General features: G+C 72.7%; 15 protein-coding genes. 9 read left to right on the forward strand and 6 right to left on the reverse strand.

The features are described 5' to 3' along the window. Positions 1–14: 14 nt before the first annotated feature. Entirely contained in the window at positions 15–899 is an 885-nt protein-coding gene (locus tag GUY59_RS29590) for a MurR/RpiR family transcriptional regulator (RefSeq protein WP_132334571.1), read from the reverse strand. Positions 900–1,041: 142 nt separating this feature from the next. Here GUY59_RS29590 and GUY59_RS29595 point away from each other — a divergent pair, with 142 nt between their 5' ends. The 4 genes from GUY59_RS29595 to GUY59_RS29610 are packed head-to-tail and all read left to right on the forward strand — an operon-like array spanning position 1,042 to position 4,884. Next, positions 1,042–2,415, forward strand: coding sequence for an MFS transporter (locus GUY59_RS29595; protein ID WP_138207525.1), 1,374 nt, complete (start codon positions 1,042–1,044; stop codon positions 2,413–2,415). Next, a complete protein-coding gene (locus tag GUY59_RS29600) occupies positions 2,412–2,852 on the forward strand; it encodes a GAF domain-containing protein (RefSeq protein ID WP_138207527.1) in 441 nt (146 codons plus the stop codon). The genes GUY59_RS29595 and GUY59_RS29600 overlap by 4 nt, the downstream gene beginning before the upstream one ends. Beyond that, positions 2,849–4,054 (forward strand): metal-dependent hydrolase family protein, encoded by a 1,206-nt coding sequence (locus tag GUY59_RS29605; protein WP_138207529.1) that lies wholly within the window; start codon positions 2,849–2,851, stop codon positions 4,052–4,054. Before GUY59_RS29600 ends, GUY59_RS29605 begins: the two co-directional genes overlap by 4 nt. A gap of 38 nt (positions 4,055–4,092) precedes the next feature. Then, the gene (locus GUY59_RS29610; RefSeq protein ID WP_138207537.1) at positions 4,093–4,884 is read left to right on the forward strand and encodes an alpha/beta hydrolase; all 792 of its coding nucleotides are present in this window, start codon (positions 4,093–4,095) and stop codon (positions 4,882–4,884) included. 37 nt (positions 4,885–4,921) lie between these two features. Here the strand turns inward: GUY59_RS29610 and GUY59_RS29615 are convergent, their stop codons facing one another. Next, positions 4,922–6,949 (reverse strand): endo-1,3-alpha-glucanase family glycosylhydrolase, encoded by a 2,028-nt coding sequence (locus tag GUY59_RS29615; RefSeq protein WP_138207531.1) that lies wholly within the window; start codon positions 6,947–6,949, stop codon positions 4,922–4,924. A gap of 209 nt (positions 6,950–7,158) precedes the next feature. Here GUY59_RS29615 and GUY59_RS29620 point away from each other — a divergent pair, with 209 nt between their 5' ends. From GUY59_RS29620 to GUY59_RS29635, 4 genes are all read left to right on the forward strand, one after another. Then, positions 7,159–9,003, forward strand: coding sequence for an ABC transporter ATP-binding protein (locus GUY59_RS29620; RefSeq protein WP_201761495.1), 1,845 nt, complete (start codon positions 7,159–7,161; stop codon positions 9,001–9,003). Then, positions 9,000–10,721 (forward strand): ABC transporter ATP-binding protein, encoded by a 1,722-nt coding sequence (locus GUY59_RS29625; protein ID WP_138208118.1) that lies wholly within the window; start codon positions 9,000–9,002, stop codon positions 10,719–10,721. The genes GUY59_RS29620 and GUY59_RS29625 overlap by 4 nt, the downstream gene beginning before the upstream one ends. A 76-nt stretch (positions 10,722–10,797) precedes the next feature. Beyond that, entirely contained in the window at positions 10,798–11,490 is a 693-nt protein-coding gene (locus GUY59_RS29630; RefSeq protein WP_138208117.1) for a TetR/AcrR family transcriptional regulator, read from the forward strand. After that, complete coding sequence (locus tag GUY59_RS29635; protein ID WP_138208116.1) at positions 11,490–11,909, forward strand: hypothetical protein; 420 nt, start codon at positions 11,490–11,492, stop codon at positions 11,907–11,909. The genes GUY59_RS29630 and GUY59_RS29635 overlap by 1 nt, the downstream gene beginning before the upstream one ends. A 4-nt stretch (positions 11,910–11,913) precedes the next feature. On the opposite strand, the gene GUY59_RS29640 is transcribed toward GUY59_RS29635, so the two are convergent. From GUY59_RS29640 to GUY59_RS29650, 3 genes are read right to left on the reverse strand one after another with little or no spacing between them, the layout of a single operon-like run. Beyond that, positions 11,914–12,582: a GntR family transcriptional regulator gene (locus tag GUY59_RS29640; protein WP_138208115.1), complete on the reverse strand. Its 669-nt coding sequence runs from the start codon at positions 12,580–12,582 to the stop codon at positions 11,914–11,916. Then, on the reverse strand, positions 12,579–13,733 hold the full coding sequence (locus GUY59_RS29645) for a CaiB/BaiF CoA transferase family protein (RefSeq protein ID WP_138208114.1): 1,155 nt from the start codon (positions 13,731–13,733) through the stop codon (positions 12,579–12,581). Before GUY59_RS29645 ends, GUY59_RS29640 begins: the two co-directional genes overlap by 4 nt. Beyond that, entirely contained in the window at positions 13,730–15,163 is a 1,434-nt protein-coding gene (locus GUY59_RS29650) for an aldehyde dehydrogenase family protein (protein ID WP_201761496.1), read from the reverse strand. Before GUY59_RS29650 ends, GUY59_RS29645 begins: the two co-directional genes overlap by 4 nt. 64 nt (positions 15,164–15,227) lie before the next feature. Between GUY59_RS29650 and GUY59_RS29655 the strand changes: the two genes are divergently transcribed. Next, on the forward strand, positions 15,228–16,391 hold the full coding sequence (locus GUY59_RS29655; RefSeq protein WP_138208112.1) for an acyl-CoA dehydrogenase family protein: 1,164 nt from the start codon (positions 15,228–15,230) through the stop codon (positions 16,389–16,391). Positions 16,392–16,402: 11 nt separating this feature from the next. On the opposite strand, the gene GUY59_RS29660 is transcribed toward GUY59_RS29655, so the two are convergent. Then, positions 16,403–17,470 carry a C45 family autoproteolytic acyltransferase/hydolase gene (locus GUY59_RS29660; RefSeq protein ID WP_138208111.1) on the reverse strand — a complete coding sequence of 356 codons (1,068 nt, stop codon included), beginning with the start codon at positions 17,468–17,470 and terminating at the stop codon, positions 16,403–16,405. Between the last annotated feature and the right edge of the window lie 48 nt (positions 17,471–17,518).

Consider the following 17,518-nt stretch of genomic DNA (forward strand, 5'->3'; position numbering starts at 1 on the left):
GTGTGCGGCAGCGGTCAGGGGTGCTCGCCCGCGACGGGGCGGCGGTGCAGGAGGCCGAACCTGGCCCACATGGCCTCCGCCGCCTCGATGGAGGCCCCCGTACGCGCGGGGTCGACGGCGGCGAGCTGGGTGACCAGCGCCTGCGCCACCGCCATGCCGGCCGTCAGCGACGGGAAGAACGCCTCTCCCTCGGCGGGCACCATCACCACCTCCTCGGCCGCCTCGGCCAGGGCGGGGCTGGCCGCGTCCGTCACCGCGAACACCCGCACGCCACGCGAGCGGGCCACGTTGGCCGCCAGCACGGTGCTCTCGTACAACCGCCAGAAGCTGATCGCCACCAGCACGTCGCCGTGCCCGAGGGCGGCCACGGTGTTGGCCAGTTCGGCGTCGCCCAGCGTCACGGCCGTGACGGGGTAGCCCGCCAGGCGGGCGTTGTGCGCCAGCGCCAGCCCGACGGCGGCGTAGCTGCCGTCGGCCACGACCACCGTGCGGCGGGCGGCGGCGACGGCCTCGGCGATCGTGAGCAGCACCCCCTCGTCCATGCGCCGGTTGAGCAGCGCGAGGCTGTCGAGGTCGCGGCGGAGCGACCGGGCGCTGGGCGAGCCGTTGCCGCTGTGCTCGGCGGCGACCTGACCGGCGCTGAGCGAGGACAGGTAGCGGGCGCGCAGCTCCTGCTGGAGCGCGGGCCAGCCGGTGAAGCCGAGCGCCTGCGCCGTGCGCGTCACGGTCGCCACGTTGACCCCGGCCAGCTGGGCCAGCTCGCTGGCCGACCCGAACGATGCCCGGCGCGGCTGCGAGAGCAGCACCTCCAGCACGGCGGCGGCTTTGCCGCGCAGCCCGCGCTCGGACAGGCGTGAGCGCAGCCAGTCGTCGAAGCTGTCCGTAGCGCGCTCTGTCACGTGATCCTCTCCTCGCCGGAAATCATGCTACGTGTTCGCACCACCGCCGCCGTGCAAAGAGTGTTGCAATTCTTCCGTTTCGCACTATATGTTGCTTCGCGTCTGCCCTACCTCGGCCACGACCTGGGGAGAGACCTGTCCCATGACCTTGTTGGCCCGCCTGGACCGGCTCCCGCTGAGCCGCCCGCACTACCTCCTCCTGCTGATCGGCGGGCTCGGCTACACCTTCGACGGCATGGACAGCGCCGTCGTCGCGTTCCTCCTGCCGAGCGCACAGGAGGCCTGGGGACTGTCCAACGGCCAGCTCGGCGTCATCGGGTCCGCCACGCCGTTCGGCTTCCTCTTCGGCGCGACGGCCGCGGGCCTGCTCGGCGACCGCATCGGCCGCAAGAAGGTGATGATGTACGCGCTCGCCTTCTACGCCTTCTTCTCGGTGGTCGCCGCGTTCGCCCCCAACTACGAGGTGTTCCTCGGCGCGCGGGTGCTGGCAGGAGCGGGCGCCGGGGCCGAGAGCGCGATCATCGCGCCGTTCCTGTCCGAGTTCGTGCCGGCCAAGCGGCGCGGGTGGTTCATCGGGGCGCTGGCCGGGTTCTTCTCGTTCGGGTTCGTGCTGGCCGCGCTGATCGGGCGGTTCGTGGTGCCGACGGTCGACGAGGGCTGGCGGGTCGCGCAGGTGCTCACGGCGGTGCCCATCGTGATGCTGCTGTGGTGGCGGCGCTCACTGCCCGAGTCGCCGCGCTTCCTGCTCCAGCAGGGCCGCGCCGGCGAGGCCGAGAGGATCGTCGCCGACCTGGAGCGCCGCGTCGAGCGCGCCACCGGCCTGCCGCTACCGCCGGTGCCCGCCTCGGCCACCGCGCCCTCCGCGCAGACGCCCAAGGTCAACCTGTGGAGCGCGCTCAGGTTCCTGTGGAGCCCGGCCATGGCCCGGCGCACCGCGATCATCTGGCTGGTGTGGTTCGTGATCACGTTCTCGTACTACGGGTTCTTCTCCTGGATCCCCACGCTGCTCGTGCAGCGCGGCATCACGGTCACCAAGAGCTTCGAGTTCTCGATCATCATCTATCTGGCGCAGATCCCCGGCTACTTCTCCGCGGCCTGGTTGTCGGAACGGATCGACCGCAAGAACACCATCGCGCTCTACCTCTCCGGCGCGGCGGTCAGCGCGTTCTGGTTGTCGCAGATGGAGACCCCCGTCACCATCACGCTCGCCGGCGCGGTGTTGTCGTTCTTCCTCAACGGCACGTACGCGGGCGTCTACTCCTACACGCCCGAAGTGTTCCCCACCTGGATCCGGGCCACCGGCACCGGGCTGTCGAGCGCGTTCGGGCGGGTCGGCAGCATCCTCGCCCCCACGATCATCGGCCTGTCGGCCGCGACCCTGGGCTTCGGCGGCGTGTTCGGCCTGACCACGGCGGTGCTGGCGGCCGGGGTGATCTGCGTGCTGGTCTTCGGGCTGGCCACGGCCGGCCGGTCGCTGGAAGAACTGACCGAACCCGCCAAGGAGGCGACCCCATGAACGGATTCCCCGAGCTGGAGGAGAGCGCGCGGCGGGAGGTGGGCGCGCGGCTGTTCACGGTGCTCGCCTGGATCCCCGGGCGGCGCACGCTGCGCCGCGTTCACAGCAGCCATCCCGAGCATTACCCGGTGGGGGGCGAGAAGAGCGTGGAGGTCGCCCAGGGCTGGCTGGCACAGTGCGTCGAGGGCGGGCAGCCGTACCTCGGCGCGGACCGGGCCGCCGTACGCGAGGTCTTCGCCGACCACGAGCTGATCGAGAGCCTGGGGTGCGGGGCGGTCGTCAACGTGCCCGTGACCGACGACGGCCGGGTGATCGGCGTGCTCAACCTGCTCGACGCCGAAGGCCGGTACGACGAGGCGTCGGTGGCCGCCGCCCGGTCGCTCGCCCCCTCCGCCGTGCCCTCCCTGCGCGCGGCCCTCAAGGGAGGTGGCGCATGAGCCTGCTGCTGCGCAACGGCCTGCTGCTCGACGTGACGACCGGCACGTACGCCGAGGCCGACCTGCGTTGCGCCGACGGCCGCATCGCCGAGACCGGCCACGGGCTGACCGCGCCCGACGGCACCCGCGTGCTCGACCTCGCGGGCGCGCACGTCATTCCCGGTCTCATCGACGCCCACGTGCACGTCACCGCCTCCACCGCCGACCTCGGCTCCATCGGCTCCATGGCGCCGTCGTACGTAACCGCGCACAGCGCCCGCATCATGAGCGGCATGCTGGACCGCGGCTTCACCACGGTCCGCGACGCGTCCGGCGCGGACTTCGGGCTCGCCGACGCCCAGGCGGAGGGGTTGATCCGCGGCCCCAGGCTGCTGTTCTGCGGCAAAGGGCTGAGCCAGACCGGCGGCCACGCCGACTTCCGCGGCCGGGGCGAGCACCTGCACGACGACCATCCGTGCTGTGCCGGCCTCGGCAGGGTCGCCGACGGCGCCGACGCGGTGCGCGCCGCCGCCCGCGACGAGCTGCGCAAGGGCGCTCACCACATCAAGGTCATGGCCTCCGGCGGCGTGGCCTCCCCCACCGACAGGATCGACTCGACCCAGTACTCGATGGACGAGCTGCGCGCCGCCGTCGAGGAGGCCGAGGCCGCCAACCGGTACGTCGCCGCCCACGCCTACACGGCGCGGGCCGTCAACCGGGCGCTGGAGGCGGGCATCCGCTCCATCGAGCACGGCAACCTGATCGACGACGACAGCGTGGAGCTGTTCCTGCGGAACGACGCCTTCCTCGTGCCGACACTGGTGACGTACTGGGCGCTCAAGGAGGAGGGCCGCTCGTTCGGGCTGCCGGAGGGGAGCCTGCGCAAGGTCGACGAGGTGCTCGGCGCGGGGCTGGCCGCGCTGGAGCGCGCCGCCCGCGGCGGCGTGCGCCTGGTCTACGGCACCGACCTGCTCGGAGGCATGCACCGGCACCAGAACCACGAGTTCCGGCTGCGCTGCGAGGTGCAGCGGCCGATCGACGTGCTGCGTTCGGCCACGACGGTCGCGGCTGAGCTGGCCGGGCTGGCGGGCGAGATCGGCACGCTGGCCGCGGGCGCGCACGCCGACCTGCTGGTGCTCGACGCCGACCCGCTCGCCGACGCCGGCGTGCTGGCCGACCCGGCCCACATCCGCCACGTCGTGCAGGCGGGCGCGATCGCCTGACCCGGCGCCCGGTGCGTACCGTGGGCAGGGTGACGACGATGGCGCGCACCGCTCTGGTGATCGTCGCGGTGCTGATCCTGCTGCTCGGGCTGCTCTGGATCTTCCAGCGGCGGCTCATCTACCTGCCGGACGGCACGCGGGTGCCGTCCGCGGGCCAGGTGATCCCCGGGGCGCGCGACGTCTCGTTCACGACGCGCGACGGGCTGAGGCTGGGAGCCTGGTACGTGCCCGGCGACCACGACGTGACCGTGCTGGTCGCCGGCGGCAACGCGGGCAACCGGCTGCACCGGGCGCCGCTGGCCAGGTCGCTGGCGGCGTACGGGCTGCCGGTGCTGCTCGTGGACTACCGCGGCTACGGCGGCAACCCGGGCACGCCCACGGAGGAGGGCCTGCACCTCGACCTGCTCGCGGCTCGGGCTTTCCTGGGCGAGACGCGGGTCGTCTACTTCGGTGAGAGCCTGGGCGCGGCGGTGGCGAGCCGGCTGGCGGGCGAGCGGCCGCCGGCGGGGCTGGTGCTGCGTTCACCGTTCACCGACCTGGCCGCCGCGGGACAGGTGGCGTATCCGTTCCTGCCGGTCAGGGCGCTGCTCCGTGACCGGTTCCCGGTCACGGAGCACGTCGCGCACGTACGAGTGCCGACCGTGGTCGTGTGGGGCACGGCCGACACGATCGTGCCGCCCCGGCTGAGCAGGGCCGTCGCGAAGGCGGCGGCGGGCCCCGTCACGACCGTCGAGGTGCCCGGCGCCGGGCACAACGACCTGGCCCTGCTGGCCGGCCAGGACCTCATCGACGCCGTGGTGGAGCTGGCCGGGCAGGTCCGGCGGCGGTAGTCCTGGCGCGGCTGCGCGCCAGGACAGCCGTGCGTGCCTAGCCGGAGCAGGCGGTGCCGCCGCCCGCGTGGTAGATCATGTCCTGGTACGTGACGCTCGCCTTGATCGGCGTCTTGCTCTTCAGAGTCTGGACGGTCTCGCCGTCACGCTGGAGCTCGAAGACCGGCGTCGTGCCCGGCACCATCGGCGCCTTGAAGGACACCACGCCCGCGCTGGTGACCTCCTTGGTCTTCACGTCGGAGCCCTGCTTGATGACCAGCTTGCCCGGCTCCTTGACGAAGGCCAGCAACTCAACGTCGTCGACCGGTCCGGGACCCGCCGGGATCGTGAACTTCCCGGCCGTCTGCTTGCTCGTGTCGTACGGTGCGCCGGCCTTGTGGCTGCGGTGGAAGTAGTAGAGGCCGTCGCGGACGATCGCGGGAGCCTTGCCCGTCTTGAGCCACGTCGTGTAGTACGTGTTCACGTCGGCCAGCACATTGCCGCGCACCTTGGAGGGCGCCTGCTGCGACTCGCCGTAGTCGTTCCAGGTGACGAGCTGCACCCAGTCGGCCTTGCCGTCGATCGCGGCCTTCCACGAGCCGCGCAGGGTGGTGCTGTTCTGCGCCTCCCAGTAGTGCAGCTCCTTGGACCTGGTGTCCTCGAACCCGATCGGGGCCATGTACGTCAGGCCGCGCTGGTGGGTGGCCTCGGAGGCGCGGCGGAACGCGTCCGTCACCTCGGGCCGGTTGGCTCCCCAGGAGGAGTAGCCGACGACGTGGTCGTCCCACTGGGTCTTACCGCTGCCGTTCCAGTAGTTGAACATCATCAGCAGCGAGGTCTTCATGCCCTTGGCGGACAGCTGGTCGCGTACCTTCTGCCACCAGGCGGGCGGCTGGCGGTCGCCGTGGTACGGCGCGAGCAGCACGCTGCCGTCCGGCTGCGTGTACAGCGACGGATGGCCCTTGACCAGCAGGACGTCGGAAACCACCTTCGAGACGGACGCGCCCTCCTCCGTCGGGAAGTCCGGGCTGAGCATGATCTTGAAGCCGGGGTCCACGTTCCTGGCCGCGTCCAGCAGCTCGGGCAGGTGGTTCCAGCGCTGGTCGCTGGAGGTGTGGTGCTCGTAGATGAACCCGTCGAGGCCCTGCGCGATGGCCTGGCGCACCTCCACCTCGAAGTCGAGCCTGCGCCAGTGCGACTCGGGCCGTACGGGGCGGGTCAGCGGACGGTCCCTGTGCAGGCCGCCCCGGTCCTTGTAGGTGCCGCCGGAGCCGTCGGGGTCGAGCCAGGAGGCGTACTGGTCCTTCGCGGGGTCCTTGTTGTCGATCGACAGGGGGAAGGGCGGGAAGTAGAACCCGAACGCCTTCTTGGCGGAGGAGCGCAGCGCGGAGACCGAGGGCTTGTCGAAGGGCAGCGCGGCGCAGGGCGCGGACGTGCCGGTGGTGTAGGTGACGGTCAGCTTGGGACCGCGGTCGCCCGTCTCGCGCGAGGAGAACAGGACCGTCGTCGTCTCGTCGGTCCCGGTGAGGGCGAAGGAGTAGGCGCCGTTGCCGGTGACGGCGGACGAGACGTCCAGCTCGGCCTTGCGGCCTTCGGTGAAGCCGCTGCGTGAGGCGATCACGCCGCCGGTCTCCGGCCGGTCCTTCCAGGTGGTCCCGCTCTCCGTCCAGTCGCCGGTGACCGTGCGGGCGGACACCTTCGTGCTCGTCGTCCTGGCGGAGGTGACCTCAAGGGTGGCCTTGACGTTCGTGGCGTCGGCGGGGATGCCGGAGACCTTGAAGCGGGCGAGCGCGAGCCGCTGCGCGGAGGTCTTGCCGCCGCAGGTGGCGCCGCAGACGGACATCCACGTCGCGGTGCCGAAGCTCTTGGAGGGCTCGGCCTGGCTGACGAACAGGTCGTCCGTGGCGGGGATGGTGACCGTTTCCGCCATGGCGGCGGTCTTGGCGGATAACGCGGTCGACGACGTGTGCGCGGGTAAGGAGCGCACGGGTAAGGAATGGGCGGACGCCGCCGCGGACGCCGTGCCGAGTGACAGGGCGACGGCGATCACCGCGGTGAATCCCACCCGTCGATGCTGGGTGAACATGACCCTCCTCTGAGGTTCGTGTCAGTTGGCGATCGACAAGGTAAGGCCAACGGTGGGCGCGTCGCGATGACTTTCCTAAATGGAACGCGATAACTGTCCATAAATGACACCTGGTCAGCGCATGATCACAAGACGCTGGACGCCCCCACCCCTGACCACCCCGATCACGGTTAGGGCCCCCTTGCCTATTCAAGACAGCCTGTAACAAAATGAGGGCACCCCGCGAACCGCTGGAGGCCCATCCCATGACCATCACCGCCGAGACGGCCGCCCCCGCGGCGCCCGCGCCGGACGGCGGCGACAAGCCCGCCCCCGGCCGCGCCGCGCTCATCGCGCTGCTCGCCCCCATCCGGCCACGGCTCATCACCGCCGCCGCGTTCCAGGTCGTGTACGCGGTCTCGGCGCTCGTCCCCTTCGTGTGCGTGGCCGAGCTGGCCCGCGTGCTGCTCAGTCCGGGAGCCGGCGGCGCCGGCCGGGTCTGGCCGATCGCCGCCCTGGCCGTCGCCGGCCTGCTGGTCAGGTTCCTCTCGTTCGGGGTCGCCGGCGCGATCACCCACTTCGCCGACGCCGACCTCCAGCTCCACCTGCGCCGCCGGATGGCCGCCCACCTGTCGCGGGTGCCGCTCGGCTGGTTCGGCGAGCGCAACTCCGGCCACGTCAAGAAGGTGCTCCAGGACGACGTCAGGGAGATGCACCACCTGGTGGCGCACGCGGCCCTCGACCTGCTCGCGGCCGTGGTGACACCCCTCGCCGCGCTGGCCTACCTGCTGTACGTCGACTGGCGGCTCACCCTCGTCGTGCTCATCCCGGTGCCGCTGTTCGCCGCCGCGTTCGCGATCATGATGCGCGGCTACGACGAGCAGATGCGGCGCTGGAGCGAGGCCAACAGCAGGATCAGCTCGGCCGTGGTCGAGTTCGTGCAGGGCATCGCCGTGATCAAGACGTTCGGCCAGACCCGGCGCTCCTACCGGCGCTTCGCCGAGGCCGCCGACGACTTCGCCGACTTCTTCGCCGCCTGGGTGCGCCCCATGCTGCGGCTCAGCGGCCTGTCCATGGCGTTCATCTCGCCGCCGGCCATGCTGCTGGTGTCGGCCGCCGGTGGGGCGGTGTTCGCCGCCAACGGCTGGATCGCGCCGGTCGACGTGCTGCCGTTCGTGCTGGTCGGCGTGGCGCTGACCGCGCCGTTCCTGGCCCTCGACATGGGCTCCATGCGGCTGAGGAGCGCGGCCGAGTCCGCGGGGCGGGTGGCCGCGCTGCTCGACACGCCGCCGCTGCCGGAGCCCGAGACCCCGACGCGCCCGATCGGCCACGCGGTCGGCTTCCGCGACGTGTCGTTCTCCTACGACGGCACGACCCCGGTGCTGCGCGAGGTGAGCCTCTCGCTGGAGCCGGGCACCGTCACCGCGCTCGTCGGGCCGTCCGGCTCCGGCAAGTCCACGCTGGCCAAGCTGCTGCCCCGCTTCTACGACCCCGGCGAAGGAGAGATCCTGGTCGGCGGCGCCGACGTACGCGCCATCGGCTCCGCCGAGCTCTACCACCACGTCGGCTTCGTCCTCCAGGACGTGCAGCTGCTGCGCACGTCCGTGGCGGACAACATCGCGCTCGGCCGCCCGGAAGCGGAACGCGAGGAGATCGAGCGCATGGCCCGCGCCGCCCAGATCCACGACCGGATCACGGAGCTGCCGCGCGGCTACGACTCCGTGATCGGCGAGGACGCCCACCTGTCGGGCGGCGAGGCCCAGCGCGTCGCGATCGCCCGCGCGCTGCTGGCCGACGCACCGATCCTGGTGCTGGACGAGGCCACCGCCTTCGCCGACCCCGAGTCGGAGTCGGCCATCCAGGACGCCCTGTCCACGCTGGTGGCCGGGCGCACGCTGCTGGTCATCGCGCACCGGCTCAGCACCATCACCGGCGCCGACCAGATCGCCGTGCTCGACGGCGGCCGGATCACCGAACGCGGCACCCACGACCAACTGCTCTCCGCCGGCGGGCTCTACGCCCGGATGTGGGCGGCGCACGTACGCGACGACGAGCGGGATTGGACCAGGAGATGATCGGAGAGCTGGGGGCCGTGCTCGGCCAGGAACACGGCGCGCGCCTGCGCCGCAGCCTGCTCGCGATGACCGTGTACGGCGTGCTGCAGGGCCTGTCGTTCGCCATGCTGGTGCCGGTGCTGCGGGCACTGCTGTCGGGGGAGGCGGTCGGCCCGTGGCTGGCCGCGTTCGCCGTCGTGGTCGCGGCCACCGCCGTCGCCTCCTACGTGCAGGCCCAGTACGGCTACGCGGTCGGCCTGGCCGCCCTGCGCACCCTCTACCACCGGCTCGGCGACCACGTGGCCGGGCTGCCGGTCGGCTGGTTCAGCGCCGACCGCGTCGGGCGGCTCGGCCAGCTCGTCGGCAAGGGCGTCATGGACGTCATGAGCGTGCCCGCCCACCTGCTGCAGGTCGTGGTGAGCGCGGTGGCGGCGCCCGCGACCGTGCTGGTGTGCATGTTCGTCTTCGACTGGCGGCTCGGGCTGGCGGCCCTGCTCACGGCGCCGTTCCTGTGGCTGGCGTTCCGGTGGACGCAGAGCCTGGTGCAGCGGAGCGACACCGCGATGGACGACGCGGGCGCCGAGGGGGCCGACCGGGTGGTGGAGTTCGCCAGGCAACAGCCCTCGCTGCGGGCGTTCGGGCGCACCGCGGACGGCTACGACCTGCTCGACGACGCGCTGGCGCGGCAGCGCAGCACGCTGCGCCGGCTGCTGCGCACCACGCTGCCGGGGCTGGGCACGGTCGCGCTCACCGTACAGCTCGCCTTCACCGCGATCCTCATCGTAGGCTGCTCGCTGGCGCTCGGCGGCGCGGTCGACGTACCGGAGCTGGTCGGGGTGCTGGTGCTGGCCGTGCGGTTCACCGAGCCGCTGCTCGCCGCCGCCGACGTCGGCGGCGAGCTGCGGATGGCGCGCGGCAGCCTGCGCCGGGTCAAGGCGGTGCTCGACACCCCGCCTCTGCCGGCCACCGGCACGGCGCGGCCGGGCGAGCCGTCGATCGAGCTGGACGACGTCGGCTTCTCCTACGCCGAACGCCCCGTGCTGCGTGACGTGAGCTTCACCGTGGCACCCCGCACCGTGACCGCCCTGGTCGGTCCTTCGGGCTCCGGCAAGACCACGCTCACCCGGCTCATCGCCCGCTTCTGGGACGCCGACGCGGGTGCGGTGCGGGTGTCCGGGAACGACGTGCGCGACTACACGCCCGAAGACCTGATGGCGCAGCTGTCGATCGTGTTCCAGGACGTCTACCTGTTCGAGGGCACCCTGGAGGACAACATCAGGCTCGGCCGTCCCGAGGCCACCGACGAGGAGGTGCGCGAGGCGGGCCGGCTGGCCCGGGTCGACGAGATCGCCGAACGCCTGCCCGGCGGCTGGCAGGCCAGGATCGGCGAGGCCGGCGCGACGTTGTCGGGCGGCGAGCGGCAGCGGGTGTCCATCGCCCGCGCCATGCTGAAGGACGCCCCGATCGTGCTGCTCGACGAGGCCACGGCCGCGCTCGACCCCGAGAACGAGTCAGCCCTGATCGACGCGCTCGCCACGCTCGCCCGCGACCGCACCCTGCTGGTCATCGCGCACCGCCTGACCACGATCGCCGCCGCGGACCAGATCGTCATGCTGGAGGACGGCGCGGTCGTGGAACGCGGCACCCACCGGGAACTGCTCGATCTCGACGGCCGGTACGCTGCGTTCTGGACCGAACGCAGGCGTGCCCGCGGCTGGCGACTGACCCAGCCCGCATGAGTCCGTCGGGCGGCCCGCACCACGACGTGCTCGTGCGACGGGCGGGCAGGCGCATGGGCGACGACCGGGGAGCGTGATGGGCGGCGAGCAGACAGGCCACGGCGTCACCGGGCGGGAGTGGCGCGTACGCGGCCGCCCGCGCGGCCGTCCCCCGCGCATCACCAGGCCCGCCATCGCCGACGCCGCCCTCGCGGTCGGCTTCGACAACCTCACCCTGGCCACCGTCGCCGACCGGCTCCAGGTCGCCCACTCGGCCCTCTACCGCCACGTCGCCGACCGCGAGGAACTCGTCATGGTGGCGATCGACCGGGCGGTCGCCGCCGCTTCCTGGCCGGAGCCGGCCGGCGAGTGGCGTCCCGACCTGGAGGCCCAGGCCGCCGCGGTCTGGCGCGTGCTGGAACGACATCCGGGGCTGGTCAAGGAGTTCCTCAGGCTCACCCGCTTCCCCGAGGAGGTGATGCGCCGCTTCGGCGCGTCGGTGCGCAGCCTGATCGGCTACGGCTTCACGGCCGAGAACGCCTTCCTCGCCGTCGACACCGTCTTCGACCTGACGATCGACGTGTTCAGCAGGGGCAGGCAGCTCGACGCGCCGGCCGGCCGGGGCATCGTGCGCGACAACACGGCCGACGCCTGGGCCGAGGCGGTGGGGGCGGAGGTGGCTCCCATCATGCGGCGCGCGCTCACCGACCCGGCCGCGACGTGGTTCGACCGCAAGCTGGAACTGGTGCTCGACGGCGTCGCCGCGAGCCTCGCGCCCAGGAGCGGCTGATGCGTCTTTTCAGGCGCCGGAAGTGGCCGCGCCTCGACCTCTACTCGCCCGGCGGCCGGGGCGACATCAAGATGCCGTCCCTGGCCGACTATGACAGGCTCGCGCGGACCGCCCGCGATCAGGGCCGGTCCGCCGTCGGCCGGCCGGGCTGGATGTCCGGGCACCGCGGCCGGATCCGGTCCCTGTTCGCGGTGGTCTTCGGCACCGAAGGGCCGGGGGTGTACCGCTGCCTGGTCACCGTTGTCCTGGACGACGGCTCGGGAGGCAGCTTCACCCTCGACGTGTCCCGCGGGGACTACGACGCCCTGCCCGACGTCACCCCGGAGGAACTGGTGGAGATGGCGCACCTGCACCTGCTGCACATGCCGCCGATCGACCTCGACCCCGGCCAGCGGGAGACATGGGAGCACCCCGAGTAGCGGGTCAGGGTGACGCGGGGAGCAGGGACCGCAGCTCGGTGACCGCGTGGTCGCGGTGGACGTTGAGGGTGGCGACCGCCTCGTCGGCGGCGCGGCGGCGGAGGGCGTCGAGCGTGGCCCGGTGCTCCTTGACCACCCGCTCGCGGTTGCCGCCGTCGCCGTAGTACATCGACCGGTAGGCGTCCGTCGAGTCCCACAGCGTCCTGATCAGCCGGGCCAGCCGGGGCATGCCCGCGCAGTCGAACAACGTCATGTGGAACACCCGGTTGGCCGTGGCCATGGCGAGCACGTCACCCGCCGCGGCGGCCCGTTCGACGTCGCCCTGGACGGCCTCCAGCCGGTCGAGGTCGGCGTCGGTGAGACGAACCACGGCCCGCCGCACGGCCTCCTCCTCCAGCAGCTCCCGGATGCGGTAGACCTCGCGCAGGTCGTCGAGCGAGAGCGTCGCGACGCAGTAGCCCTTGTGCGCCTGGTGGGTGACCAGGCCCTCGCCCTCCAGCGTCTTGAGCGCCTCGCGCAGCGGCACCCGGCTGACCTGGAGCTCCTCCGCCAGCGCGTCCTGCCTGATGGGGGCGCCGGGGCGCAGGCGGCCGGTCGTGATGGCGCGGCGCAACTCGGCCAGCACGAACTGCTGGGCCGTCGGTGGCCTCCGCCGTGCCCCGTCCGGATTCACGGCCCCAATATCTCACGAACCCAGGCGTCGTCCTCCCCGAGCTCCGGCGGCGGCCGGCGGTAGGAGGGCGGGGTGGCGCTGAGGCGTACGGGGGACGCGACCTGGCCGGCCCCGTCGAGCCGTACGGACGGCTCCAGGCCCAGCTCCTCGGCGAGGGCGAACGCGGCGGCCAGGTCGTTGATCGGGCCGCAGGGCACCCCGGCGGCCGTGAGCAACTCGAACCACTCGTCCGCCGGACGTTCACCCAGGGCGTCGTCGAGCGCGGCGACGAGCTCGACGCGGGCGGCGACCCTGCCCGCGTTGGTGGCGTACCGGGGGTCCGCGGCCAGGCCGGGACGGTCGAGCACCGCGCAGAGCGCCTGGAACTGGCGGTCGTTCCCGGCCGCGATCACCAGCGGGCGGTCGGCGGCCTGGAACACCTCGTACGGGACGATGCTGGGATGCCGGTTGCCCATGGCCTTCGGCACCACGCCGGCGGCGGCGTAGGCGGAGGAGTGGTTGGTCAGCGCCGACAGGAGGGAGGAGAGCAACGACACCTCGACCCGCTGCCCGCTTCCGGTGAGGTGGCCCCCTTCGCCGGTGTGGTCGCGGTGGCGGAGGGCGGCGAGGATGCCGAGGGCGGCGTGCAGGCCGGTGATGACGTCCACCAGGGCCACGCCCGCCTTGGTGCCGGGCCCGTCCGGCTCTCCCGTGACGCTCATCAAGCCGCCCACGGCCTGCGCGATCAGGTCGTACCCCGGCAGCCCGGCCCCCGCGCCCGACCCGAACCCGGTGATCGAGCAGTACACCAGCCCGGGATTGAGCGCCCGCAGCGCGTCATGGCCGAGCCCGAGCCGGTCCATCGTGCCCGGCCTGAAGTTCTCGACCAGCACGTCGGCCCGCGCGGCCAGCGCCCGCGCCACCTGGAGGTCCGCCTCGTCCCCGAGGTCGAGGGCGATCGAGCGTTTGTTGCGGTTGACGCCGAGGAAGTACGTCGCCTGCCCGCCGGGCGCGTACGGCGGCCCCCAGGCGCGGGTGTCGTCCCCCGTGCCCGGCCGCTCCACCTTGACGACCTCCGCGCCCAGGTCGGCCAGCAGCATCGTGGCGTAGGGGCCGGCCAGGACCCGGCTGAAGTCGGCCACCAGCAGCCCGGACAGCGCACCTCCGCTCACGCCGGCGCCCCGAGGTAGACGGTCACCGTCCGGGTGAAGAAGTCCCTGGCCGCCCGTCCCTGCTCCTTGGGCCCGAAGCCGCTCTGCTTGAGCCCGCCGAACGGCACGTGCGGGAACGTCCCCGCCGACTCGGAGTTGATGTGCAGCACGCCGACCTCCACCCGGTCCACGGCGGACAGCGCGACGCCCAGGTCGCGGGTGAAGATAGCGGCCGACAGCCCGTGGTCGCTGAGGTTCGCCAGGCCGAGCGCCTCCTCCGCGCCGGACGCGCGAACGGCTCCGACGACGGGCCCGAACAGTTCGCTGCGCCAGAAGTCCACGCCGGTGCCCGGCAGGTCGAGCACGGTCGGCGGCACGAACCATCCTTCGCCGGGGTGCGGTTCCGCGCCGGCCAGCGGCCTCGCGCCCTCGCCGACGGCCCGGGTCACGCCGTCGTTCACCCGGTCGCGGGCGGCCGCGCTGACGAGGGGGCCCATGTCGACGCCGGTTTCCATGGGGTCGCCGACGACCAGCCGCGCGGCGCGTTCGGCCACCCGGTCGAGCAGGTCGTCGGCCACGCCGGAGTCGACGATGAGCCGCGAGGTGGCCGTGCACTTCTGCCCGGTGGACCGGAACGCGCCCAGGCACACCTGCTCGGCGGCGTGGTCGAGGTCGGCGTCGGCGAGCACGATGGAGGCGTTCTTGCCGCCCATCTCCGTCTGCACGGGTTTGCCGAGTTCGCCGCAGCGGGCGATGACCGCCCGGCCGACCGCCGTGGAGCCGGTGAACGACACGGCGTCCACGCCGGGGTGGCCGACGATGGCGGAGCCCGCGGCGGCCTCACCGTACACGAGGTTGAGGACGCCGTCGGGCAGGCCGGCCTCGGTCAGCGCCCGCGCCAGCCGGTAGGCGAGCAGCGGCACCAGCGAGGACGGCTTCCACACGACGGTGTTGCCGTGGCTGAGCGCGGGGCCGATCTTCCAGGCGGGGATGGCGATGGGGAAGTTGAACGGCGTGATGAGGCCGGCGACGCCGATCGGCCTGCGGACGACGAGCACGTTCTCGCCGGGGCGCGGGGAGGCGTAGACCTCGCCGTTCTCCCGGTCGGCCTCGGCGGCGTGGTAGCGCAGGATGCGGGCCGCGCCGCGCACTTCGGCGACCGCCTCGGGCAGCGTCTTGCCCTCCTCGCGGGCCAGCTCGGCGCCCCACGCGTCGGCGGCGGCGTCCACGAGGCCGGCGGCGGCGGTGAGCACGGCGGCGCGGGCGTGGTGGGGGGTGGCCGCCCAGCCGGGTGCGGCTCTCCTGGCTGCGGCCACCGCGTGCTCGACCTCGGAGCCGGAGGCGAAGCGCCCGTGTGCCACCACTTCGCCCGGTCGCGCCGGGTTGGTGTCGGCGAATTCCTCGCCGTCCCCCTCGACCCAGCGGCCGTCGATGAGATTCAGAACGTCCATGGTCAACGCACCCTAACCGTGGCATATTGGATTTTCAATATTGGATCCAAAATACGGAGGGGCCATGATCGCACCCACCGAGCTGTTCGCCCTCGACACGCTGCTGACCGAGGAGGAACGCGAGATCAGGACCACGGTCAGGCGCGTCTGCGACCGGGAGATCAGGCCGCACGTCGCCCGCTGGTTCGAGGACGGGGAACTGCCCGCGCGCGAGCTGGCGCGCACGCTGGGCTCGGTCGGCGTGCTCGGCATGCACCTCGACGGCTACGGCTGCGCGGGTATGGGCGCGGTGTCGTACGGGCTGGCCTGCCTGGAGCTTGAGGCGGCCGACTCCGGGCTGCGCAGCCTGGTGTCGGTGCAGGGGTCGCTGGCCATGTACGCGATCTGGAAGTACGGCAGCGAGGACCAGAAGCAGGAGTGGCTGCCCGCGATGGCGGCCGGGGAGCGCATCGGCTGCTTCGGCCTGACCGAGCCCGACTTCGGCTCCGACCCCTCGGGCATGCGCACCACGGCCAAGCGCGAGGGCGGCGACTGGGTGCTGAACGGCACCAAGATGTGGATCACCAACGGCTCCGTGTCGGACGTCGCGGTGGTCTGGGCCCGCACCGACGAGGGCGTCAGGGGTTTCCTGGTCCCCGCGGGCGCGCCCGGATTCACCCTGAACGACGTCAGGCACAAGATCTCGCTGCGCGCCAGCGTGACCAGCGAGCTGGTGCTCGACGGCGTGCGGCTGCCGGCCGAGGCGATGCTGCCGGGCGCCAGAGGCCTGTCCGGGCCGCTGGGCTGCCTGAACGAGGCGCGGTTCGGGATCGTGTTCGGCTCGATGGGGGCCGCGCTCGACTGCCTGGAGACCACGATCGCGTACGCGGGCGACCGCGAGGTGTTCGCCAGGCCGCTCGCCTCCTTCCAGCTCACCCAGGAGAAGCTCGCCGACATGGCACTGGAGCTGGGCAAGGGCCTGTTGCTCGCGGTGCACCTCGGGCGGCTGAAGGAGGCCGGCACGCTCACCCCCGAGCAGGTGAGCGCCGGCAAGCTGAACAACGTGCGCGAGGCCCTGGAGATCGCCAGAAAGTGCCGCACGCTGCTCGGAGCGAACGGCGTCACCCTCGAATACCCGGTGATCAGGCACTCCGTGAACCTGGAGTCCGTGCTGACCTACGAGGGCACGTCGGAGATCCACACGCTGGTGCTCGGGAAGGCGCTCACCGGGATCGGCGCGTTCAGCTGACGGGCCGGTGGTCAGAACGTCTGCCAGGTCGCCTCGGTGACCCGGCAGGGCCCGCCCTGGTGCACCCGCAGCCGCCCCGCCGTCAGGTCGAGCGCGATCGTGGCCAGCGTCTCCCAGCGCTGGTCGATCGGCTGCGACAGGTCGGGATGGGCGCACACGGGCGCGCCCTGCGGCTCGTGGCTGAGCATGGCGAGCGCACGTTCGGTGAGGTCGTCGCCACCGAGCTCAACGGCGTTGTCGCGCAGGTGCCGCAGGCGGGCGTAGGTGCCGGGCCGCTTCGTGGCATGCCGCTCCCCCTCGGCCAGCGCCGGGTCGAGGAAGTGGTTGCAGTGCATCAGGACCCCGCCGGAGTCCGGCGGGACGACCGCGACGCCGGCCGGCGAGATCTCGATCGCGCCCGCGCCCGCGCCGGTCACGGCGGTGATGACGGTGGAGGCCGAGACCGTGGCCGACCGGGCGATCGCGGCGGCCTCCTCGACGGTGGCCGCCTCCTCCAGGATGCGGCGGGCGATCAGGTGCACGGGCACGCCCACCTCGGCGGTGTCGGCGTCGTGGCGCAGGATGTTGAAGTGCACGCCCAGGCCCGCCGTGTTCACCCCGATCTTGGCCAGCGCCCCCGCCTCGGTGAACGTGCGCACGACGTGCCCCGGGCGGGGCTCCAGCTCCCACAACATGGGGGCGTCGCGCAGGTGGTCGTGCCAGTCCCAGGTCTGCACCGTACGCGGCGGCAGGCCGGGACCCGGCAGCACGACGGAGGTCGAGCACTCTCCCTCGCCGCTCGCGTGGACGGCGGCCAGGATCTCGGTCCTGGCGTTGACCACGGCGACCTGCCACGGCTCCAGCCCGGCCCCTGACGCGATCCCGGCCATCTCGTCGGCCAGCCGGGGCGCCCACGCGGCGCTGCGGTCGAGCGCCTGCTCGCCCCACGTGCGGACCTGCTCGGAGGTGGCGCCCGCGACCTTGAACAGGTCGGTGTAGCCATCGAGGTTGGCGGCGATGGCCGCGCGGCGGCGGGACCCGAGCTCCTCGCCGCGTGCGTGGGGTTCGCTCTGGCTGGACGTAAAAGTAGGAAATGTCATGATCTGACCCTCAGCCCTGTCCCTCCGCCTGTCCACCGGCCCGCCCAC

The organism is Nonomuraea sp. K271 (assembly GCF_009908215.1).
Taxonomy (GTDB): Bacteria; Actinomycetota; Actinomycetes; order Streptosporangiales; family Streptosporangiaceae; genus Nonomuraea; species Nonomuraea longispora.